This window comes from Polaromonas vacuolata, assembly GCF_012584515.1.
GTDB classification, from domain to species: Bacteria; Pseudomonadota; Gammaproteobacteria; order Burkholderiales; family Burkholderiaceae_C; genus Polaromonas; species Polaromonas vacuolata.
This window is the reverse complement of record NZ_CP051461.1, coordinates 1,991,183-2,013,952: the sequence shown is the minus strand read 5'-3', so window position 1 is coordinate 2,013,952 and position 22,770 is coordinate 1,991,183. Positions and strand designations below refer to the sequence as shown.

The window sequence follows — 22,770 nt, the reverse complement described above, 5'->3', positions numbered from 1 at the left end:
AACCCATTTAAAGATAAATGACTTGTCCAGCAAGCCCACAGCATTTGTGCAGGCTTGCTTTAAAGACAAAAAAAGTTTTAGGTATTTGAAAATCCAAGGCGATACAAATGGGCATAAGCACCGTTTTGTGCCAGTAATTCGGCATGATTACCGGTCTCAATTATTTTGCCTGCGCTCATCATGACAATACAGTCTGCGTGTTGAATCGTGGTCAGCCTATGCGCAATGATGAGTGATGTTCGGTCTTTGAGCAGGCTTTTCATAGCGACTTGAACCGCTTGCTCAGACTCAGTATCAAGGGCTGAGGTGGCTTCGTCCAAAATGACGATAGGGGCATCTTTATAAAGTGCGCGTGCAATTGCTAAGCGTTGACGCTGACCGCCCGAGAGCTGCATCGCATTGTGTCCGAGCATTGAATCTATGCCTTGCGGCATGTCGGCGAGTAGTTGGCCTAGGTTTGCAGCTTGCAGACATTGCACTACTTTTTCTCGGTCTATGGTTTGGCCAAGTGCGACATTAAATGCGATAGTGCTGTTGATCATCACCACGTGTTGGCTGACCACCGAAAATTGACTGCGTAGGCAATTTAAATCCCATTCACGCAGCTCGTGACCATCGAGCAAAATACTGCCGCCTGTGAGGTCAACAAAACGCGGTAATAAATTAACTAAGGTGGTTTTTCCAGAGCCTGAACTGCCCACTAAAGCCACGGTTTGACCGGCTTTAATGGTTAAATTGATGGCGTCGACGGCAGCTGGGGCGTCAGTCTTATAGCGCACGGCAACATCGGTGAATTTGATTTCGCCTTTGGCTCTTTCAAGCTTGAAGTCACCGCTGGTTTCATCTTCTATTAGGTCAATCATGTCCAGCCCGCGCTCTAAGGCGGCCAGTCCGCGTGTGATGGGCGTGGCGCCGTCTGAGAGACTTTTAATAGGTGAAATGAGCAGTAGCATGGCGGTTACAAAAGCCACAAATCCGCCCACCGTGGTGGTGTTTTCTGAGCCTTGCAAAATAGCGATTGATATCACTGCCGACAGTGCCATAGATGCGAGTATTTGAGTAATCGCACTCATGCTGGCATATGCTGCGGTGGACTTCATCGACAGGCTGTGCAGCGCATCGCTGAGCAGATCAAAGCGCGTAGCTTGTAGCGATTGCGCCCCATGCAAGCGTACATCGCGGTGGGCCAGCACATTTTCTTCGACCACATAAGCTAGCTCATCGGTCGCGGTTTGGCTTTGCTTGGCGAGTCGGTATAAACGTCGCGTGAGGAACTGTATGACCAGTGCGACCGCTGGAAATAACAGTCCCACCACCAGCATGAGTTTCCAGTTTAAAAAGATTAAATAACTAATCAATGCCAGCAAGGTGAGTAGATCGCGCGCGAGTTTTAACAGCGCGTTCATCAACATAGACGAGCCGTTAAACACCTCATACACAACGGTGTTGGCAATGGCGCTGGAGGACTGGTCAGAAAACAGCGTTAAACGCGCACTTAAAAGCTTGGCAAACATTGCCCGCCGCAAAGAGTGCAGGCCATCGTTAGTGACTCTGGCCAGTGCGTATTGCGCCAAAAAACCAGACACACCACGCACCGTAAAAAGCGCTATCAAAGACACCGGAACCATCCACAGCTCCAAACCGTCAGGTTTAAAACCACGGTCTAACAGTGGCTTTAATAAGGCCGGCACAAATGGCTCGGTTGCCGAAGCCACGATGGTTGCACCTATTGCCAGCGCCCAAGCACTTTTGGCATTTTTAAAATACGGCCAGACACGTTTGAATCTTTGCCGAATCGAGAGCTTGGCGTTTGTTTTTGCGATGTCTGTCGTCATGCGGGGCTTACTCTGGATACTTGAGCGCTGAGCACTTTGGGTTTGTAATTAGCGCCCAAGGCGAGTAATAAGCCTAAGGTCATACAGAAAAAGTCGCCAATCAAAGCGTCGTAAAGAGACGAATTAAAAAGACAAGCGACCGCTAAACCTGCGAGACAAGTTTGCAGTGCGCGCCTATATTTATCAGCCATACGCAGCGAATCTCTAAGTATGCTTAGCATTAAGCCTAAAAACAGCAAAATGCCGCCTATGCCAAGCTGCAGCCCCCAGAGTAGATACTCTTGGTGCGGGTTCCCCATCGGTTGAATGTTTTCAAAGCTAGGGTTGTCAGCGTGCTGTAGGCGGTTGTACTCAGTGGTCCAACTGCCAGAGCCTAAGCCTCTGGCTGGGTGTTGCTCGATCATTATCGAAGCATAACGCCACATCATTAGCCGTAAGCCAGATGAAGTGTTGCTTTGCGCTGTGCTTGAGTAGGCCTGCACTTCGCTTTGAACAACCGTCAATCTCTCGCGTACTTTTTCTGATGTGGCAAACAGCAATGCGGCAAGCAAAAAAGGTAGTGTCACCACTAAGACCCGAAATCGTTTCGGCAGCTCCCACATGATGGCCAGTGACAGACCTGCGATAGCCACCAAGTGACCGCTTCTGCCACTTAAAACAAACAGCACACTGCCTAGCGATAAAACCCCAACACCTATGGCAAGGCCAGGGCCATATCGGCCTGGCACTAAACTGCGCAAGTGCCAGCAGAGCAAGGCAAACACCGCACTCATAATGCCTTGGTCTAGATAGGTAGAAAAAACGGCATATTCAGTCATGGCCATTTTTGAGCTGGCCCATGGAATCGGTATTCCAAGATATAAAGCCCAAGCGCCTAAGACTAAAAATAATTGTGACCCGGCAAACCATGCTGCGGCCAAAAGGGCTTCGCGCCTGCTGCGTATCAAGCACATGATGAAAATAATGATTAGTAACTTAGCGTACTTAGCCAAACTACCAAACGCCTGGTCTATGGGCGCAATCGTCCATGCAAGGCTTATTGCAAACGCTGCCAACACCAGCATGATGGCAATGGGAGTGGCTTTTCCAAGCAATACTGGCGGTATTTTGATGCTGCTTAGGCGCCAAGCTTTGAATAAAACAGTCAAGCCGCAAAGCAGCAACAGAAATTTAAAGATACTGATAAAAGCCATCGACAGGCCAACACTAGCGGCTGCGGCACAAATAATGGTCAACCGAAGGTTGATTTTTTCCCCCATGAGCATGAATGACCTTGACGACTGAGATAGAGCATTATCAATGCATCACCAGTCAAGCCTTTATATGCCTCTGCTATGCTTTAGATTCTGGATTAATTTACCGCCCATCCTCAAGGACAGGCTTTCAATAGCGTCTCAAAGGGGAGTCCTTGGCAAGTCTTTCAGTCATTGTTATTACAAAAAACGAAGCCCACAACATTCAAACTTGTTTGCAAGCACTCTCGTTTGCAGACCAATGTGTGGTGCTGGACTCTGGCAGCAGCGATGCCACCTGCGAGATAGCCCGTGAGCTAGGGGCGGAAGTCACGCAGTCCACAGACTGGCAAGGCTTTGGCATCCAAAAAAATCGTGCGTTGGCTTTAAGCACCGGGGACTGGGTGCTGTCAATTGACGCCGATGAAATCGTCACGCCTGAATTACGCGAGCAAATTCTGGCGGCTTTGGCTGCGCCGCAATTCGATGTCTATGACTTTCCTCGGCTTTCTAGTTATTGCGGTCAATATATACGCCATTCAGGCTGGTATCCCGATCGTGTGACACGACTTTTTAAACGCGGCGTTGCGGATTTTTCTAACGACAAAGTGCATGAAAGATTAATCACAAAATCTCAAGTTGGTCAGCTCAAAGCACATTTGCTACACCACAGCTTTATCAATTTTGAAAGCGTGCTGAGCAAGGTCAACCACTACTCCAGTGCGGGTGCAGAGCGTATGCAATCACAAAATAAAACCGCAACGCCTGTGACTGCTTTGCTTCATGGCTTGTGGACTTTTCTGCGTAGCTATATTTTGCGCCGCGGTTTTCTTGATGGCAGCATGGGTTTGGCGTTGGCGATATCAAATGCCGAGGGCAGCTATTACCGCTATCTAAAGCTCTGGCTAATGCAGCGTCAAACAGAGCAGAACGCTATACCGAGTCGAGATCCGAATTAAATATTTTCCTAAAAAAATCAGCCATGACAATTAGTTTTATCGTCTTGACCTACAACCGAGTCGATGCTTTGTTGGCTGTTCTTACGTCGCTAGCGGATCAATGCGGGGCAGGGCACGAGGTGTTAATTGCGGATGACGGCTCGCGCCCTGAGCAAGTCGATATGCTTAAAAAAAACTGCCCCGTCTTTAACTGCCCTGTTCGTCATATTTGGCACCCAGATATAGGTTTTACCGCAGCGGCGGCGCGTAATTTAGCTATCAGTCAGGCTACCGGAGACTATCTCATTTTTCTTGATGGTGACTGCGTGCCTAATCACCATTTTGTCCAGTCGCACCAACGTTTGGCTGAGTCTGGAATGTTTGTAAATGGCAGTCGCGTCTTACTCAGTGAACGTTTGACTAATAAAGTGCTGGCCGAAAAAATTGTATTGCCGCATCAGAGGCTGTGGTTTTGGATTAAAGCCAGAATTTCAGGTGATGCAAACAAACTGTTGCATTTTCTGGGCTGGCCGAGTTCCCTTTTTAGGGTAAAACAAGGTTTTATCTGGCGTGGAATACGCAGTTGCAATATGGGCGTTTGGCGTGCGGACATGCTTGCTGCGAATGGTTTTGACGAGAGCTTTACCGGCTGGGGTCATGAAGATGCCGACCTAGTGCTACGCTTGAGTCACCTTGGCATATGCCGAAAAGACGGTTTTTTTGCGACTGAGGTTTATCATTTATGGCACAGCGAAAACGCCAGAGACCATGAGTCTAGTAACCATAAAGTTGTGTCCCAGCGCATGCAGACCGACTTAGTAATGGCTACAAAAGGCCTCGCGCAAATCTCTGTTGCAGAGTCCGTTCGCATTAGCGTGTTGCAATGAAAAATCACCCGTCACTATGAATCTAAATTGAACACAAATTCTTATGAGTACTACCCCCCAAGCAATCAGTTTCCCCCGACGCTCCATGCTGGCCTTGCTTTGCGTTGGTGGCGTCATCAGCTCAGCGCCGGCACTGGCACAGTTCCGAATTGAAGTCAGCGGCGTTGGCCTGACCCAGATGCCGGTAGCTGTGGCCGCCTTTCGCGGCGAAGCACAGTCGCCGCAAAAAATTGGCAGTATAGTGATGGCCGACTTGGCACGAAGCGGTATTTTTCGTAGTGTCGATACCAGCGGCTTTGCTGCCGATGAAACCACTAGGCCTGACCTCGCGCAGTGGCGGTTAAAAGGCGCAGATTCGCTTGTGACTGGCAGCGTTACGTCTCTTGCCGATGGCCGCTTTGATGTGCGTCTCAGGCTCTGGGATGTGGTGCGCGGCATCGATCTTGGCGGCCAAAGCTTTGCCGCTAGCAGTGCCGATCTGCGTTTGTCAGCGCACCGCATTGCCGACTTTGTATATGAGAAATTGACCGGTGAAAAAGGTATTTTTTCCACCCGTATTGCTTATGTGACTAAGAGCGGCAAGCGCTACACCTTGTGGATAGCTGACGCCGATGGTGAAAATGCGCAGTCCGCACTGGCTAGCCCAGAACCCATCATTTCTCCGGCTTGGTCGCCTAGTGGCACGCAATTGGCCTATGTGTCTTTTGAATCGCGTAAACCAGTGATTTATTCGCATGATGTGGCGACCGGCAAGCGTCGTTTGTTGGCTAACTTTCGCGGCTCTAACAGCGCGCCGGCTTGGTCACCGGACGGTCGACAGGTTGTAGCCACTTTAAGCCGCGATGGTGGCTCCCAGCTATATGTGTTGGACGCTAACGGCGGAGAGCCGCGCCGCTTAACCCAAACCTCTAGTATTGATACCGAACCGGCTTACTCGCCTGATGGTAAATATATTTATTTCGTCAGTGACCGCGGCGGTGCGCCACAAATTTACCGAATGAGTCCGACCGGTTCTAACGCTGAACGCGTGACCTTTAACGGTAACTACAACATCTCGCCAGCACTCAGTCCTGACGGTCGCTGGCTGGCCTTTATCTCGCGCGTGAGTGGTGCCTTTAAATTACAGGTGATGGAGTTAGCCACTGGTAATGTCGCGCAAATCACTGATACATCTTCGGATGAAAGTCCTAGCTTTGCACCCAATAGTCGCTTAATTGTTTTTGCGACTAACCAGCAAGGCCGTGAATCGTTAATGACGACCACGCTTGACGGCAAGATTAAAACTCGGCTCGCCGGTGCTGGTGGTGATATTCGTGAGCCCGATTGGGGTCCATTCATGCGCTAAGTGTTTTGCTGGTGCGTTAAGCTCTGTTGATAAAGTTCAACGCTCTAAACCTAATGAAGAGTTAAGAAACGCTTTCGATTTCCTTTGAGGATTAATTTCTTTACTTAATCGCTTTATTTCTTGTTTCTCTTTTTGTCTCTTGTCTTTCTGTCTGTTGGTGTTAAAGCTCGCAGTTTTTCTTCTTACTTCTCTTTTTGGAACACCATGAAACGCTCACTTTATTCAATTTTTTCTGCCATTTTGTTGTCGTCCGCTCTGGTGGCTTGCAGTTCCGGGGTCAAACTCAATGAAGCACCGGTCGAGAGTTTGGGTACCAGCGCCAATGCGGCTGGCGCAGGCGGTAACGCTTCTGGCGTAGCCAACCGCGGTGTCGAGCCAGTTCAGCTTGGCAGCACCGCTGGCTCAGGCGCAGGTCCAGCCAATGTGGCAAGAATAATTTATTTTGATTACGACAGCTTCACCGTCAAACCTGAATTTCAATCCGTGATTCAAGCCCACGCCAACTTCTTAGCGGCTAACAAAGGACGCAAGCTGGTTATTGAAGGTAATACCGACGAGCGTGGTGGCCGTGAATACAATTTAGCACTGGGTCAAAAACGTGCCGAAGCGGTTCGCCGTGATTTGGGTTTGATGGGTGTGAGCGATGCACAGGTTGAAGCGGTGAGTTTTGGTAAAGAAAAGCCAGCTGTTGTGGGTACAGACGAAGATGCATTGGCCAAAAATCGCCGCGCTGAAATCAACTACCGTTAATCCAAACTTGACGCATTTATAAGCAGATTTTTGAAATTTAAGGCGGTCGCTATGTCCTTGCAGCAAGGTAAATTTATTCTTTCAGCAAAACGCAGCTTGGTCGCTGGTATGGTGACCAGCATGTTCGCTTTAGCTGCCCATGCCGGTCTCTTGGAGGACGACGAAGCGCGCCGAGCGATTTTAGAGCTGCGTCAAAAATCCGATTTGTCGGCGCAACGTTTGAGCGACGAAGTTAAAAAATCTACTGATGACAATGCTGCGTTTCGGCGCAGCCTGCTTGACCTTTCCAATCAGATCGAGATGCTGCGTATCGACTTGGCCAAGCAACGTGGTCAAGATGAGCAACTTGCCCGTACCGTCTCTGAGCTGCAGCGTCAGCAAAAAGACATGGCTTTAGGGGTGGAAGAGCGTATGAAGAAATTCGAGCCTTCCAAGGTGCTGGTTGACGGTCAAGAATTTATTGCGGCACCCGCTGAAGTGCGCGATTTTGATGCGGCCCTAGCTAGTCTTAGGCAAGGAGAATTTGCTGCTGCGCAGATTGCTTTCATAAATTTTGACAAGCGTTACCCTAACAGCGGCTACAAGCCATCAGTACTTTTTTGGTTGGGCAATGCGCAGTACGCGCTGCGCAATTACAAAGATGCGATTGTTAACTTCAAGGCTTTGCTGTCAGTAGCGCCTGCGCATTTACGTGCATCGGAAGCTGCTCTGTCGATTGCTAATTGCCAGGTCGAACTCAAAGACGGCAAGGGCGCGCGTAAAACGTTTGAAGATATTCTTAAGGTTTATCCTCAGTCTGAAGCGGCCGGCGTGGCTAAAACTCGACTGGCTCAGTTGAAATAATTTAGTTGTAATTGTTCCTGTGCGGCCAAAAGCGTTTTCATCGGCGCTCTTAGGTCGCTTTTTTTCGCGCCTAAAATCCTCTCATGAATATTTTTTCAAGCAGCGCAGTCAGCGCACTGACACCGCAGGTTTTGCGGTTCACGATGGCATCAATGGCTATTAAAGTGGCGGTGAGTTTTTCCGCTCTGAAGTTTCAAGTTTGGCGCATGACTCAAACCTCAACATGAGCTTATCTAATCATCAAAATCCGTTACCTGATGCGGACTTAGAACGCCGCTTTAATGGCTTGGCGCGTCTTTATGGCGTGGCTGGCGCCAGCAAAATAAGAGCTGCCCACGTGGTCGTGGTTGGCTTGGGCGGTGTCGGTTCTTGGGCTGCTGAGGCGTTGGCGCGCAGTGGAGTGGCACGCTTAACTTTAATCGATTTGGATAATATCGCCGAGTCCAACATTAATCGTCAAATTCACGCCTTAGACAGCACGTTAGGCCAAGCCAAAGTCCAAGCTATGCGGGAACGGATTGCGCAGATCAATCCCGACTGCGATGTGCGCTGTATTGAAGAATTTGTAGACGCCAGCAACTGGCCAGCAATAGCCCAATTGGGCAGAGTTCAAGGTCAAAGCGGTGCCGGTATTGCGGTGATTGATGCCTGTGACCAAGTGCGCGCTAAGACCGCCATGGCGGCTTGGGCGCTGCAATTTAATGCGTCTCAAAATGCTGATGCAAAGCTGCATTTCATCTCAGTCGGCGCAGCTGGTGGAAAACGCGAAGCGCACAAGGTCGATATTGAAGATTTGTCCTTGACCACGCACGACCCATTGTTAGCCCAGTTGCGCTACCGCTTGCGCAAAGAGCAAGGTGCTGCACGTAAAGGAAAAATCGGTGTCAATTGTGTGTTTAGCCGCGAAGCCGTGGCGCGCCCAGCACCAGCGGCTCGAGCATTAATTGACGAGAATATTTTGGCTAGCGATCAGGCGCTAGAAGATAAGGAATTTGTTATGCCTATTGCGGCGTCTCAAAACGATGATCAAAGCTTTGTTCAAAGCGACAATAGTCTCAATTGTCATGGCTATGGATCTGTGGTCAGCGTCACCGCAACTTTTGGTATTTGCGCTGCTGGTTGGGTGCTTGGGAAAATAGCCGATTGATTTTTAAAAAGAGCCGATAAAGCACGCTATAATTTGAGGCTGGACTTCTTTAAAGATGTCTAAATAGAGAGAAAATTTGGGATGTTAGCTCAGTTGGTAGAGCAGCGGACTTTTAATCCGTTTGTCGTGGGTTCGACCCCCGCACATCCCACCATTTAACTCTTAATGGTTTATCCATTTTGGGTCCTTAGCTCAGTTGGTAGAGCAGCGGACTTTTAATCCGTTTGTCGTGGGTTCGACCCCCGCAGGACCCACCAGTCACTTGCAACTTATGCGCTTGTTGTGCATAAGTTGTATAAGCCTCGTTTTACTTTCAAAGTAATGCGGGGCTTTTTAGTTTCTAGTGCCCAATCCAATTTTTCAGATAACTGGCTAAAACGCTGAGTCTTCACTCAGCCCATTAAACCTATTAATCTTCAAATCAAACCGGGGATAAATCGCTTAGTGCGGAGCACGTAGTTAGCGTAATCGGGATGTTGCAAGATCATCCAGCGCTCTTCCAGACGGCACTTTAGCAGCAGTACATTGGCCAATGCAAACCACAGCAACAAGCCAGGCAACAAGTTGCCAGTCCATACCATGGCTGAGGCGCCTAGCAAGGCCGCCGTGTACATGGGGTGTCTAATCCAGCGATACGGTCCACTTGTGATTAGTTGACCTTCTGGTTTGGGCATGGGGCGAAAGTTGAAATTACCGATACGGTTATGCATCAGTGTCCAGCCCATTAAGGCTAGTGAGCTTAGCGCCAGCAGTAATGCACCGGCTGGTATTTGGCCTTGCGCAACATTTGGTGCAGCTAAGTTGGCCAGTAGCAGTAGCAATGAAAATTGCAGCGCGACTAGAAAAAACCCCATGAATGATATTCCTTCGTTAAGCGAGTTATTGATGCTGGCGGCCGTGTTGATTAATTAGCCGCGTAATTGGGCAAGTTAATTTTTATACAACAACAGTTGGCGCTTGCCTGGACAGATTTTATCTAAAGACAAGTTTGCGCCGCCAATCAAACGTGGCTTAAGCCACGCGCGGCATCAGTTCAGCGGCCGCGTTAAGTAAACACCTTCATGACCGACTTTGACACTGCGTGCAGGCATGAAAATAGTACAGTCATCGCAAGGTGAGCGTACTTCTTGGTCGCCATCTGTGGCTATGAGTTCGCCATTCGCGAAGGTCTCGAAACCAACTACTGGCCGGCTAAATACAAAGTCATCATTTGCAATGACATGTGTACTTATCAATTCAAAGCGGCGTTGCGGCGTGGTTGATTCTAGGCGTTGTTGAATCAATCCAAAATGAGCGAGATAGTCTAGGCTGATTTTTATGGCGAGGTCGCCAGTAGCTTGCAAGAAATGCTGACCGCATTCCACCACCATGGCAGTACCGCTGCCGGTGGCTTTTCCATGTTGACCGTGTTGAATCAGTGGCGTGCCAGAGTTCATACCGCTGGGCATGACCAAATGAACGCCAGGACTGGGCAAGGCCATAGCTACGGCGGCGTTGCGAGCAAAGCCGGGATAGACCCAAAAGGGGACAACATCTTGGCTGGTTGAATGTATGTCTAGTATGTGATCGGCTGCTGCGACAGCTGGTCGCATTTCGCGAGCGCGGCGCAGCTCGCTGCTGTCTTCATTTCCATCTAACCATTGGCTAGACCAAACACGGTTGAGATTGTGGGTGATTAAGCGAGACTCGAACGGACTCTCTGGGTTAAAGGTTTCATAGGCTTGGACATTGGCAAAGCTGATCGTTAAAGTGCCTAGCAGTGGGCGCAAGCCGGTGTCTAACAAGTGGCAAGCAGCTGTCATGCCGCAAAATTCATTGCCATGTGTCAATGCGTTAATCATCACATGTGGGCCGGGTTTGCCCGACTCGAAGCGGTGCACATAGTCAATGCCGGTGTTACCGGTTTTGTATGCGCTGAGGTCGCGCGGCATAACTTCGATTGCGGATTGGAGCATGTTGTATCAGTTCTTTAATGAATGGGAACAGGCCAAGCCTGCCAAGCTGGACACAGCTTTTTTCACTATAACTCACACTTCCAAAATACTTTGATGGCTTAGATTTTTGAGTTTGCGCTCATAAAGCGTTGACAGCTCGTGTCTGAAAAATATTGCAGATCAGTTTTTGCTGCAAATAAGCGACTAAAACTAAAACTAAAACTAAAACTAAGTCTTAGACGTACTTTTCGCGAAGGTATGACTGGAGTTTTTTCATCAAGCAATTGAGTGGATAACAAAAGCTTAAAAAAATCATACTCACATACAAATATACCGGTAGCATCAGCCGGCCATCACTGCCGTAATTACTTGCAGAGATGACGATATTACAGCGACTAAGTATTTCGCTAACACCAATAATTGACGCTGTACTAGATGCCATGATGATGATCAGCATATAGTTAATCCATGCGGGAATAAACAGCATCGCTGCGGCGTGATTCCCAGCACGCCATTGACGCAGGGCAATCATTAAATTATTAGAAGTAAAACCCAATACGGCGATAGCTAAGGCCAAGGATGCTTTTAGCCAAGCGGGAAAATTAATCGTCCACTCAAGTCCCGGTATCGCCCAATCGCTGGGCAGCATAATCACCAAGTAAAAATGAAACACAATAGTGGGCACATTGCAGCTCAGCGTTGTCAGTCCATAACTGATGTTTCTGAGCCATTTTTTATCTGACAGACGCAAGCTGGCCAGCACTACGCCAAGTAACGAGCCTATCGTCATGGCTAAAACACCAATCACAATATTCCAGACAAAGCCACCCAATAAAAAGGGTGTCCATTTGATTAACGCTGACATCTCACTCATAAATTTCTGCCGCTTTTTCCCGCAGTTTATTTTCTAAGGTTTTAATCAAGCGATTGGTTAAGGCGATGAGTACGACGAAGGTCACGAGTAAAGTATTCATCATCTCGCTGACATTGCCACTGTCCAACATGATTGACGTCGTCGCAGAGAGCAGCTCGGGGACTGCAATGGCTGAAGCGATCATGCTTGCTTTTGAGACGTTAATTAAGGATGCGCTGATTGATCCAGCCGCGCCTTCGTAGGCCTGTGCAATGCTCAGGTGAGAGCTCACCCGCAGGCGAAAATTTGGTCTGTCAATACGTAAATGTTGGCATGATTCCAGCACTGCACGCATGACTGAAGAAGCGGTGTAAAGACTTAGACAAAATACGACAACCAACCATGTGCTCAGTTGCAGCTCAAACAACTCTCTCAAAAGACTGCCGACACCAAATAAAAGCAGATAAATTTGTAAAAGTGGTGGCGTCATACCTGCATAAACAGAGATTAATTGCACCATATATTTAGAAATTTTTTGATTCGACTCCACAACGAATGCGCCACCTATTCCTAAAAGTAAACTTAAAATAAGTGTTGAGAGCATTAAGAAAACAGTGCCTTCAAGACCTGTTAAAAATCGTTGTCTGTCATAGTCGTCATAGATAAAGCTTAGGTCTATACCGCTGAATTCTTTAAAATATAAACCTATTTGTCGCGTGGCTTTGCTTTCTTGTGTGTGTGCTGCAACCAAGCTGCGGGTTTGACATTGCACAGGAAAAAAACCATGCTTATTTTTTGTGCATATATAGGCCGTTTCGTCAGCAGTTTTTTGTGACCACAGTTTGTGCATATTACTGAGATAAGGCGATGCAGAAAGTTTCCATTTTTTCTCTAATGCCAATAAAAATCCGTTTCTATGCCAATCTATAACGGTGTCGCTTATGACTTGTCCTAAGGCGTTTGTTTGAGCTGATCTTGGCATTGCAATCGCCAGGTCACGACTTTTTCTGCGGGCAATAAAACTTGATAATCCGACCACTCAGGCTTTTGTAACTCTGTCCATGCTGCTATGTTGTCAAACAAATAGCCGATGCAACGCCCATCTCGTAAGGCGAGCTTGGCTTGGCCTGGCGTGTCAAATGTGAGTGGCGTAAATAAATACATTTGCGCCATTGAAGCGTTGAAATATCCGCCCTGCGAAATACATACGGTTTTACCCTGAAGGTCTTGCCAGCTCTTTAAGTTTGAAAGTGGACGTGCCAGTAAAGTAGCGCCAGACTGGTAATAACCGGGTTCAACTAAGGCACTAACTTTGCGGCGCTCAGCGGTGTCGCCCAAAGTAGCAATCAAAATATCAACCGTGCCTTCTTCGAGTTTTTGTAATCGGTTAGCACCCGTCACACTCACGCGTTTTAGCTTCACACCAATTCGATTGGCTAAGTCTTGTGCCAAGTCGTGCTCTAAACCTTGCATCTCCCCATCAGGCGTTAGCTGACCGAATGGTGGGTAGTCAGTTTTTACGCCGACTATGATTTCGCCACGTTTTTTGATTTGTGCCAAAGTCTCGCCCATTAATGGCCTCACCATCACAAGCAGGCTTAGTGCGAGCACGCTAAGAAAAAAACTTGGGCTAAACAAAAATCTGAAAATGGTGACGAATCGTCTGCAATTTAAGATTTCACACGATTTAGCGTTCTTCAAAGTTATTCGCTCCCCTCAACAGCAACCGCCATCGCCCGAATGCCGTACCCCAACGAAGCTGGCAGTAGACGTTGGGCAAAATGATCAATTTTTCCAAGTCGTTCGTGTTGGGTAACTAGCCACTCTGGGAACAAACTTTCTGCTTCACACGCTACTAAGTGCCAACCGGCTTGTTTAAGCTCTAGCCTCAGCGTGCTCACGCTATACAAGTGATACGGAAAGGTTTGGGTTTTACCTGCAATAGTTCGGTTAAAACTGATGTCCCCCCAAAGCATGCTGTCATGATGAAAAGCTGATGCCAACAAGTCCCAAGGTCTGCGCCGCCAAATGCTGGGAACTGACAAAATAAGTTTGCAGTTAGGTTTAGCCAGTTGCCTTAATTTTTGCAACATGGCTTTACGAGCATTACTTTTTTTAATGTGGCTTAGCACGCCAAAAATCATCAGCATGGCGTCAAAATATTTGTTTTGATGTATCTGTTCAACTGAATGATGCAGCAGCTCAAACCGCGCATCAGAAATAGCCTGCGCTGCTGCTGTATCGCGAAATGACTTCAACGCTGCAGCGGAAATATCGCAGCCTGTGACATTAGCATTGCAGCCTTGCAAAATAGGGATGGCATAGCGTCCATCGCCGCATCCCACATCAAGAATTTTTTGACATTGCCCCATGACATGGCGCTGCAAAAATGCCAGCGTTCCAATGTTGGGGTGTGGATAGCGCTGTTGATATTCCTTCGACGCGAAGTAGCTATCGTAGGTTGCGCGAAGATCGCTTTCGCCCAGTGGTTCGGGCACATTCATCGACATTCCTTTGGTGTATCTGGGTTGAGTTTTTCTCCACAGAAATAAGTACCGTCAGTTTTTTTTTGATTCCAAATTTGATTGTGTTTGAGCGCAAAGCTCGATGCGGGGATTTTCCAATGTCGCTCAAGTTCTAATAATTGACCGGTTCTATGCCAATCAACTATTGCATCAGAAATGAGTCGTTCAAAAGCACTGCCGTGTTCTTGTGATCTCAGTGCAATTGACCATGGTGTGACATAAAGTGTTGGCAGTCGCATTTCATGGTCACTGCTCCAGCGCGTGGTTTGCAGCAGTGCAACGATATTGGTGTCGTCGTAGAGTAAGCCGTCACAACGACCGTCACCCAGTGCATTAATAGAGGCTTGGTTGTTGTAGAGGGCAACTAAATTAATGCCGTACTTCACAGTTATAAGGCGGTGGCGGATTCAAGCTTGAAGTGCAACAGCGTGTTAGTTGGACTTTAACTCTTCCATAAAAACCTGATGCGGTGTTCGATACCCCAAACATTTTCTAGGACGATGATTGAGCCTGTGCATCGCTAAAGCAATGTCATCGTCGGTGATGCAATTAAAGCGCATCCCCTTTGGGAAAAACTGGCGAATCAAACCGTTCATATTCTCGTTTGCCCCACGCTCCCACGAGGCGTATGGATGGGCGAAAAAGAAATCTGCACTCAGCGCAGAAGCTATTCGTTCATGCTGAGAAAATTCCTTGCCGTTATCTGTCGTGAGTGTGTGCACGCAATGAGCGAATGGTTTAAGTAAAGTGATTAACGCGTCCCCTACGGCTTGCGCTGTTTTGAATGGCACGTGGAAAATTATTGAATACCGAGAGACACGCTCGTTAATCGTCACTAGGGCTTGCTTCTGCCCGGCACCAATCACCAGATCAGCCTCCCAGTCGCCAAAGCGCGCACGCTCAAGCACGATGGCGGGTCGCAGTTCTATTGAGACCTGGCGAGAGATGGTGCCGCGCCGTTCACGGCCGCTGCTGCGTTTTTTTCGCGTCTTCTGGCAACGCAGTGTTTTATGCAAGCTGCCGCCCGCGCGTTTGTCAGCGTAGATGTACTGGTAAATGCTCTCATAGCTAACACCGGGTTGGCATCGAGCTTCGAGGTGGCCGCTGATTTGTTCGGGGCTCCAAGCCTCAGCCAACTTTTCCTCCACTACAGCCCATGTCGAGTCAGCAACTCTAGGACTGTTGGCGCAGGCAAGTCTACGTTCTTGGGCTTTGTCATTTGCCTGCTTAGGGCGATAGCCTCGTAGACCGCGGTTACGACGCAACTCACGGCTGATGCTCGATTTATCACGGTCCATCATTTTTGCAATTTCACTTTGATTGAAGTTTGCTTTGGCGAGGATTGCAATCTGGTAACGTTCGTCACGGGTGAGGTGTGTGTAAATCATTCTGGGCAACTTTGACTTGGTGGTCGGGAAGCTTGGATGCTCTCACATCTCACCCACCCGTCCGGTTAGTTTCAAAGTTGCACTTCAGACTTGAATCCGCGGGTTATAAAAAGCACCTCTGCGGCTGCAAATTCGCCGGTTTCTTAAATCATCCCACACGTTAAATTTATCGCGCTTTTTAGCCAAAACACTTACTCCAGATGCGTAGTAGTCTGGCGCGACTAAGGTCATTAATTTTTCACGCTCTTGCGTATGCGACAGGGTTGCGATTAAGACGTCAATTCGCTCGCTTTGTAACGCGGGTATGCGCTCATCCGTGCTTAGGCCACGAAGTTCCAACTTAACGCCAAGTCGGCGCGCAATGTCTTCTGCCAGATCCGGCTCAAGTCCCTCTATACGCCCATTAGTGGTATTTTTAAAACCCCACAGCGGAACATCTTTTTTGACGCCAACCACAATGATTCCACGCTGCTTTATTTGTTCAATTAAGTCAGCATTGGCAGTTGTAGTGGTAGAGGCCAGCCATCCCGCTAGACATAAAACGTTGGCTATTAATCGACAGCTTTTAGATTTAAAGCGTGGTTTCATAAAACTGTGTATGGTGGTAACTGAGCTGGCAGAACTGAGCTGGCAGAAATGGGTGGTGGGTGGTGGGTGGTTTGTGCAGTGATCGTTAATACATAGCCGTTCCGGTCTGTAGATCTAATGTCTGCAGTTGATCTTCAGATAAAGGTAGGGCCGAATCAAAAAAATCGCTTTCTGGTGCTACACAATTTGAAGTCGATAAAACTTTCTTTTGACACTTCTTGCGCTGCCTAAGGTAAAAATATCCAACCGTAGCGACTAATAGGCTGGCACCTGTTAGAAACATCGCCCGCCTGTCATGTTTGAACAAGTGGGCTCGAAAGGGTTTGAGTGAATCAGTTTGTTTGAACACGGGTTATGTCGTTATTTTTAAGTTTAGTTTAGTGATTTATTTTGTGACAACTATTGATATAATGTATTCAATTTCTAGAGTCGTTGTCTAGTCTTTGCTACTGGTAATGACGATTTTTGGAAAGTCCTATCCGCAGTGTTTGTCGAGTGACCAAAGAGTCATTTATCTACCGCTTAAGAAAAGACAATCCAAAGCATGAGGCGTAAAAAATTTACAACTTAATGTTGTAACGATTCAAAACTTAAAATCGTTTCGCTTTGTTTATGATCACTAAGTGTGTAAGTTGCGCACAATTCAATTGACAAGGCCGAATTATGAAAATGTTGGCTTATTTTTTTAAGCCCACTAGATGAGAAATGAAGTTTTAGTCGACAGTTTTCTACAAGGTCAACACCGTCCTGAGTTAATTCGTGACGAGTCCTTAGCCGATTTGTTTGAAGCGACAGCTGAGCGCACGCCAGCACAGACGGCGTTGTTATTTGGCTCCTACAGCTTGAGTTATTTAGAACTCAACAATAGGGCCGACCTGGCAGCTTCACACCTGATAGCTTCGGGGATTGTGCCGGGTCAAATTATCGGCCTGTGGTTGCCGCGCGGTATTGAGCTTTTGGTCATGCAACTGGCCATTAGCAAGGCCGGTGCAGCTTGGTTAGCCTTTGACGCCGATACGCCTGTTGAGCGGATTTTGGTCTGTCTGTTGGATGCTAATGCGGCTGGAGTTGTGAGCTGCGAAATTTTTAAGCCCCGACTTGACGAATGCAGTTGTCCGGTCTGGACTGCAGAAGTTTTGAGCGAGCAGTCTCAACTGGACTTGCGCAGACGCGTAGATTTATTGCCCAGTCATCCCGCTTATGTCATCTACACCTCAGGGTCTACCGGCAAACCCAAAGGCATAGTCATTAACCACGGCAGTATTTGCCACTTTTTACGCAGTGAAAATGCCTTGCTTGGTGTGACCGCAAGCGATCGTGTCTACCAAGGTTTTTCATTGGCCTTTGACATGTCTTTTGAAGAGATATGGATTAGTTACTTGGTCGGCGCCAGCGTCTGGATCGCGCCTAGTCAAATTGCGTCTGATCCTGAAGCAATACCGCTGGCCTTGTCAGACAATGCAATTACTGTGCTGCATGCAGTTCCGACGCTGCTGGCTTTGTTTAATCGCGATGTCAGCAGCCTGCGCTTGATTAATTTGGGCGGCGAAATTTGTCCTCAGCCGCTGGTTAAACGCTGGTGGCGTGAAGGCCGGCAACTTTTTAATACCTATGGCCCTACGGAAACCACCGTATCGGCAAGCTTGGCTGAGCTTTATCCGGACACCCCTGTCACGATTGGCCGGCCACTGCCCAATTACGGCATGCTGGTGATTAACGCCACTGCTGAAGGGCCGCTGCAAATCATGCCTATGGGCGAGGTCGGTGAGCTGTGTATTACCGGGCCTGGCTTGTCTCAGGGTTATCTCGGTCGGGCGGATTTAACTGCCGACAAGTTTCTGCTCAATCCTTGGGCTCCGAGTGCTGAGCCGGGCCGACTTTACCGAACCGGTGACTTAGCGCGCATATTGCCCGATGGACTTGTGGAGTGTTTGGGTCGCACTGACGACCAGGTCAAGATTCGCGGCTTTCGGGTTGAGCTAGGTGAGATCGAGGCCGTGCTGTCTCAGCAAGCCGGTGTTGGTGCGGCTGCCGTTGTGCTGCGCTCTGAAAATGGTATTGATCAATTGCTGGCTTTTCTCGTGCCGCAAAGCATTGATCAACCACCCGCCGTGGCCTGGTTGCGCAGCGCTTTAGCCTCTGCCTTACCCAACTACATGGTGCCGAGTGTGTTTGAGTTACTCACTGAAATGCCGCGCCTGACTTCAGGAAAGATTGACCGCAAGGCTTTGAAAGCGCGTCCGCTGACGCAATTTGTTGGTGATGTGACGGCCTCGGATCAGCCCGATACGGATACTGAAAAAGCCTTGTTTTCCGCTTTGGCGAAGCTTTTTCCTGGGCAACCGATACGCCGCAATGCAGATTTCTTCACTGATCTTGGCGGCCATTCTTTATTTGCAGCAAGGCTAGCGTCGGCCTTGCGAGCCGATGCGCGTTTTGCACATGTCACGGTGCGTGACATCTATCAAAATCGCATCATTGGCCGGATTGCTCAAGTGCTGGCGCTGGATCATGATGCGCTGCCGCCCGTCAATACCCAATGGACGCCGCCGTCAGCTTTAAAGCGCTGGCGTTGCGGCTTAGCCCAGGCAGCAGTCATACCGCTGTTGGTGACGTTGCACATGGCCCAGTGGTTAGCACCGTTTTTCACCTATCACTTTTATACCGGCGACGCAGACCAGTCCATCACCTTTGCGATTGCCGCATCGACTGGTGCTTTTTTGCTCGCGACCTTGTTGACTTTTGTGCTGGCGATTGCGGCTAAATGGATGGTTGCCGGCAGATTAAAGGCGGGCCGTTATCCACTTTGGGGCCTGACTTATTACCGTTGGTGGTTGGCCGACCGCATGATTGAGGCGGCGCCGACTTATATGCTTAACGGCTCATCACTCTACACCTGGTGGCTGCGCGCACTGGGCGCGAAGATTGGTCGGGATGTGATGATTGGTTCTGGTACTTTGCGTGTCGCCGATCTTTTAGAGATTGGCGACGGTGCCAGTATTGGCAATGCAGTTAATTTTGAAAATGCGCGGGTTGAGCACGGTGTGCTGCATCTTGGGACTATCAAAATTGGAATTGACGCGAACGTGTCTTCTTACGCGGTCTTAGAAGGCAATACTGAGATTGGCGCACTCGGCCATTTAGAGGGTCAATCGGCCTTGAGCGACGGTATGCAAGTTGGGGCAGGGCGTGTGTTTAGTGGCTCACCGGCGCTTGATATTGGGGCTTTTGATCCCGCTTCGAACCAGCCGCGCCCAGTCGTCTCAAAGCTGCGACATGTGCTTGAAGCGATATTTTTTCTGTGCGGTGCGCTTGTCATCACCACGTTATTTTTTCTGCCGGTTTTCCCCAGTTTCATACTGATAGATTTAATCGACGGCTCGGATGGTTTAGCGCCAATCCCGCAAGGCGCTGTGACTGAGCAACTGGTGAAATACTTTTTGCTGGCTTTTCCCGCCACGGCTTTGTTAATTGTCTGCACCGTGTTGCTCTCGGCTGGTGTGCGTTGGCTAGTGTTGCCGCGTATGAAACCTGGGAGCTGGCCGGTGCACAGCAATTTGTATTGCGCCAAATGGCTGGTGAACCAGATTCAAGAGTCCAGCCTTAGCGTTTTACACGGCGTTTACGCCACTGTTTACGCGCCATTTTGGTATCGATTATTGGGTGCCAAAGTCGGCCGAGGCGCAGAAATATCCACCGCGCTCGGCTTGGTGCCCGATATGCTCACGCTTGGTGACGAGTCTTTTATTGCGGACGCCGTCATGCTGGGCGACGAGAAAATCGATGCGGGCTGGATGACGCTACGGCCGACCGTGATTTCTCGGCGTAGCTTTGTTGGCAACGGTGCTTACATTCCTGATGGCACTTTATTGCCAGAAAATGTATTGATTGGTGTGCATTCCTCGGCACCAGCCAACGCCGTCATGCGCGATGGTGATACATGGTTGGGCTCGCCGCCTATTAATTTGCCAGCGCGCGAAGCAGTGCAATGTTTCGATGAGCACCTGACCTTTAATCCATCGTTATTGCGCCGCTTAGGACGCGGCACGGTGGAGGCGTTTCGCATCATCACGCCGCACGCCTTTGTGATCGCTGTGGGTTTTACTGTGGTGCTGGGCGTCATGCCTTTGGCCTCTGATGGTTTGTGGATTCGCGTGGTTTATTACTTGGCAATTGCTGGCTTGGCCTACGGCATAGGTACGTTCTTCTTCGTTGCCATGCTCAAGTGGTTACTGGTGTTTCGCTACAAAAAACGCAGCGTACCGATGTGGACACCGTTCGTCTGGTTCTCAGAAGCGGTGACCAATCTTTATGAAGGAATTGCCGTGCCTAACTTCTTGCGCTATCTGCGCGGCACGCCGTGGCTGCCGCTAGTTCTAAACTTGTTGGGCGCCAAGATTGGGCGCGGCGTTTATCTTGACACCACCGATATCACTGAGTTCGATTGCGTAAAAATTGGCGACTACAGCGAATTGAATGCATTGGCTTGCCCGCAAACCCATTTGTTTGAAGACCGAGTCATGAAGGTCGATCACGTCACTATTGGCAGCCGCGTTTATATGGGGCCTCGCAGCTGCGTGCTCTACAGCGCTGTGGTCGTGGACAACGCAAAATTAGGTGCGCTGACTTTGGTCATGAAGGGTGAAGTGATTCCTGCGGCCAGTGCTTGGCGCGGTTGCCCGGCTGCTCCGGCGCAATTTTGAATCTCTCGGCGGCCATGCTTGTAGAGCGGCTAACCGTTCATTCTTGGCCCTTATCGATTGCGCAGATTGAGGCTGTTAAACCTGATCTAGATCTGTTGGTGATTAGTCTGGCTGTGCCCAAAAGCGCTAAGCGTGAGGTCGCACGGATTGAACTGCGTGCGGCAGTCACAGCATTTTTAGCGGCGCTTTACAAACTTGCGCCAAGCGCAATTTCTATTGCTTCTATTGCTGGTCAGCCGCTGCACGTTTCGATGCCGGCTCCTTTGCCTAAGCTGTTTTTATCTTTTAGCCACCAACCGGGTTTATCTATTGCGGTGCTGGACTGGTCAGCGCCGGTTGGAGTCGACTTGATGCAAGTACCGCAAGATTTCGATTGGCACACGCTGGCAAAAGACTATCTGGGCCAAGCCGCCTATAAGCGTATAGCGAGTAATAAAGCGGCGGAACAAATGATCGCTTTCTCCCATGAGTGGACGCGCATCGAAGCTGGCTTGAAATGCCTTGGGCTGGGTTTGGAAGAATGGCGCTTTGCTTTGGACTTGAAAATTCAATCGTGTCAATTTTCTGATCTGCAATTGCCAGCGGGTTTTGTTGGTGCGGTGGCGCGCGCGCAGTCATTGTCATTTGAATTGTGCGCAATAGAATAACTAGAAATCAAGCTAGGTGACAATGAATCGAATCACTTGCGTGCAATGCGCTGTGTGATTTTTACAAGGACACTTCATGGCATCCGGTAATCTTTTTAAATCAGCGCTGTTAGCGCGTCGTCCACAAATCGGATTGTGGTTATCCATGGCTGATGCTTATCTGGCTGAAGTCAGCGCCAGCGCAGCCTTCGATTGGCTGCTGATTGATGGTGAGCACGCACCCAATGATGTGCGCAGCACGCTGGCTCAGCTACAGGTTTTAGCGGCTTACCCGGCGCATGCGGTTGTTCGAGCTGTTGAGGGTGATGTGGCGCTGATCAAGCAGTTACTCGACATTGGCGCGCAGACGCTACTCATTCCCATGGTCGAGACTGCGGAGCAGGCCAGCGCTATGGCTGCGGCAGTGCGTTATCCCCCGCAGGGCGTTCGGGGTGTGGGCAGTGCCGTGGGACGCGCCTCGCGCTGGAACGCGCGCAGCGATTACATGGATGTAGCGGACAGCGAAGTCTGTTTACTGGTTCAAGCGGAAAGTGTTTTAGCGCTCAAAAATCTAGCGGCAATTTGTGCGGTAGACGGTGTCGACGGTGTATTTATCGGCCCGGCTGATTTAGCTGCGTCAATGGGCCACCGCTCCAACCCGGCACACCCTGAGGTGCAAGCGGCGATTGAGGCAGCGATTGTGACCATAGTCGCTTCGGGCAAGGCTGCCGGTACGCTGACTTCAGACAACGCACTGGCTCGCCGTTATCTTGAGCTGGGTTGCACTTTTGTAGCGGTCGGTGTTGATGTGCTGGTCTATGCGAATGCAGCGCGGCAACTTGCCAATGCGTTTCGCGAAACCAGTGACCATCGCCTAACAGCAAACCGCATCAATGCTGCCTATTAAAACCAGTCATCTCCTTACAAGTGCCTATTCGCTGGCTTGATTTACGCCTTGCATGTTCAAGCTGCCATCAGCCGCCGTGTGCCTTAAGTGGAGTTAAACCATGCTGACCATCACTTTGTTAAGACCTAACGAACCACAAAAGTATGAAAAAAATAGCACTTAGAAATACGAGCAAATAGTTACAAATTAACGCGTGTTTTCACCTTTGCTTAAGGGTTTTCACTGGGATTGGCTTAGATCATCAACTTACATTTTGAATAAGATAACTG

The 22,770-nt window shown here is 49.1% G+C and carries 20 protein-coding genes and 2 tRNA genes; 11 read left to right on the top strand and 11 right to left on the bottom strand.

All coding sequences use genetic code 11. The features are described from left to right. Positions 1–77: 77 nt before the first annotated feature. On the bottom strand, positions 78–1,835 hold the full coding sequence (gene msbA / locus HC248_RS09190; RefSeq protein ID WP_168922238.1) for a lipid A export permease/ATP-binding protein MsbA: 1,758 nt from the start codon (positions 1,833–1,835) through the stop codon (positions 78–80). Next, a complete protein-coding gene (locus HC248_RS09185; RefSeq protein ID WP_238342587.1) occupies positions 1,832–3,100 on the bottom strand; it encodes an O-antigen ligase family protein in 1,269 nt (422 codons plus the stop codon). The genes msbA and HC248_RS09185 overlap by 4 nt, the downstream gene beginning before the upstream one ends. A 143-nt stretch (positions 3,101–3,243) precedes the next feature. On the opposite strand from HC248_RS09185, the gene HC248_RS09180 reads away from it, so the two are divergent. From HC248_RS09180 to HC248_RS09145, 8 genes are all read left to right on the top strand, one after another. Then, positions 3,244–4,026 (top strand): glycosyltransferase family 2 protein, encoded by a 783-nt coding sequence (locus tag HC248_RS09180; RefSeq protein WP_168922237.1) that lies wholly within the window; start codon positions 3,244–3,246, stop codon positions 4,024–4,026. A 23-nt stretch (positions 4,027–4,049) separates the two neighbouring features. Then, entirely contained in the window at positions 4,050–4,892 is an 843-nt protein-coding gene (locus tag HC248_RS09175; RefSeq protein ID WP_168922236.1) for a glycosyltransferase family 2 protein, read from the top strand. A gap of 43 nt (positions 4,893–4,935) precedes the next feature. Beyond that, positions 4,936–6,237 carry a Tol-Pal system beta propeller repeat protein TolB gene (gene tolB / locus HC248_RS09170; RefSeq protein ID WP_168922235.1) on the top strand — a complete coding sequence of 434 codons (1,302 nt, stop codon included), beginning with the start codon at positions 4,936–4,938 and terminating at the stop codon, positions 6,235–6,237. A gap of 204 nt (positions 6,238–6,441) precedes the next feature. Continuing rightward, complete coding sequence (gene pal, locus HC248_RS09165) at positions 6,442–6,987, top strand: peptidoglycan-associated lipoprotein Pal (protein ID WP_168922234.1); 546 nt, start codon at positions 6,442–6,444, stop codon at positions 6,985–6,987. 51 nt (positions 6,988–7,038) lie between these two features. After that, complete coding sequence (ybgF, locus tag HC248_RS09160) at positions 7,039–7,830, top strand: tol-pal system protein YbgF (RefSeq protein WP_168922233.1); 792 nt, start codon at positions 7,039–7,041, stop codon at positions 7,828–7,830. A 223-nt stretch (positions 7,831–8,053) separates the two neighbouring features. Then, positions 8,054–8,977 (top strand): tRNA threonylcarbamoyladenosine dehydratase, encoded by a 924-nt coding sequence (locus HC248_RS09155; protein WP_168922232.1) that lies wholly within the window; start codon positions 8,054–8,056, stop codon positions 8,975–8,977. A 78-nt stretch (positions 8,978–9,055) separates the two neighbouring features. Next, positions 9,056–9,131, top strand: a tRNA-Lys gene (locus HC248_RS09150). 27 nt (positions 9,132–9,158) lie between these two features. Next, a tRNA-Lys gene (locus tag HC248_RS09145) sits at positions 9,159–9,234 on the top strand. 159 nt (positions 9,235–9,393) lie between these two features. Here HC248_RS09145 and HC248_RS09140 read toward each other — a convergent pair. From HC248_RS09140 to HC248_RS09100, 9 genes are all read right to left on the bottom strand, one after another. Next, positions 9,394–9,831, bottom strand: a complete 438-nt coding sequence (locus tag HC248_RS09140) for a methyltransferase family protein (protein WP_168922231.1) — start codon at positions 9,829–9,831, stop codon at positions 9,394–9,396. A 174-nt stretch (positions 9,832–10,005) separates the two neighbouring features. Then, positions 10,006–10,932, bottom strand: coding sequence for a M14 family metallopeptidase (locus tag HC248_RS09135; RefSeq protein WP_168922230.1), 927 nt, complete (start codon positions 10,930–10,932; stop codon positions 10,006–10,008). Between the two features lie 214 nt (positions 10,933–11,146). Next, positions 11,147–11,785, bottom strand: a complete 639-nt coding sequence (locus tag HC248_RS09130; protein WP_168922229.1) for a polar amino acid ABC transporter permease — start codon at positions 11,783–11,785, stop codon at positions 11,147–11,149. Further along, positions 11,778–12,803, bottom strand: coding sequence for a type 2 periplasmic-binding domain-containing protein (locus HC248_RS09125; protein ID WP_168922228.1), 1,026 nt, complete (start codon positions 12,801–12,803; stop codon positions 11,778–11,780). The genes HC248_RS09130 and HC248_RS09125 overlap by 8 nt, the downstream gene beginning before the upstream one ends. Further along, the gene (locus HC248_RS09120) at positions 12,716–13,324 is read right to left on the bottom strand and encodes a transporter substrate-binding domain-containing protein (protein ID WP_168922227.1); all 609 of its coding nucleotides are present in this window, start codon (positions 13,322–13,324) and stop codon (positions 12,716–12,718) included. Before HC248_RS09120 ends, HC248_RS09125 begins: the two co-directional genes overlap by 88 nt. 143 nt (positions 13,325–13,467) lie before the next feature. Next, positions 13,468–14,268, bottom strand: a complete 801-nt coding sequence (locus HC248_RS09115; RefSeq protein ID WP_168922226.1) for a class I SAM-dependent methyltransferase — start codon at positions 14,266–14,268, stop codon at positions 13,468–13,470. After that, entirely contained in the window at positions 14,265–14,675 is a 411-nt protein-coding gene (locus HC248_RS09110) for a type 2 periplasmic-binding domain-containing protein (RefSeq protein ID WP_168922225.1), read from the bottom strand. Before HC248_RS09110 ends, HC248_RS09115 begins: the two co-directional genes overlap by 4 nt. A 45-nt stretch (positions 14,676–14,720) precedes the next feature. Further along, complete coding sequence (locus HC248_RS09105) at positions 14,721–15,677, bottom strand: IS30 family transposase (RefSeq protein WP_168921001.1); 957 nt, start codon at positions 15,675–15,677, stop codon at positions 14,721–14,723. Positions 15,678–15,761: 84 nt separating this feature from the next. After that, positions 15,762–16,265: a transporter substrate-binding domain-containing protein gene (locus tag HC248_RS09100; RefSeq protein ID WP_168922224.1), complete on the bottom strand. Its 504-nt coding sequence runs from the start codon at positions 16,263–16,265 to the stop codon at positions 15,762–15,764. Between the two features lie 698 nt (positions 16,266–16,963). Here HC248_RS09100 and HC248_RS09095 point away from each other — a divergent pair. From HC248_RS09095 to hpaI, 3 genes are all read left to right on the top strand, one after another. Beyond that, complete coding sequence (locus tag HC248_RS09095) at positions 16,964–20,968, top strand: Pls/PosA family non-ribosomal peptide synthetase (RefSeq protein WP_168922223.1); 4,005 nt, start codon at positions 16,964–16,966, stop codon at positions 20,966–20,968. Next, the gene (locus HC248_RS09090; RefSeq protein WP_168922222.1) at positions 20,932–21,615 is read left to right on the top strand and encodes a 4'-phosphopantetheinyl transferase family protein; all 684 of its coding nucleotides are present in this window, start codon (positions 20,932–20,934) and stop codon (positions 21,613–21,615) included. Before HC248_RS09095 ends, HC248_RS09090 begins: the two co-directional genes overlap by 37 nt. Before the next feature lie 76 nt (positions 21,616–21,691). Continuing rightward, positions 21,692–22,501 (top strand): 4-hydroxy-2-oxoheptanedioate aldolase, encoded by an 810-nt coding sequence (hpaI, locus tag HC248_RS09085; RefSeq protein ID WP_168922221.1) that lies wholly within the window; start codon positions 21,692–21,694, stop codon positions 22,499–22,501. Positions 22,502–22,770 lie beyond the last annotated feature (269 nt).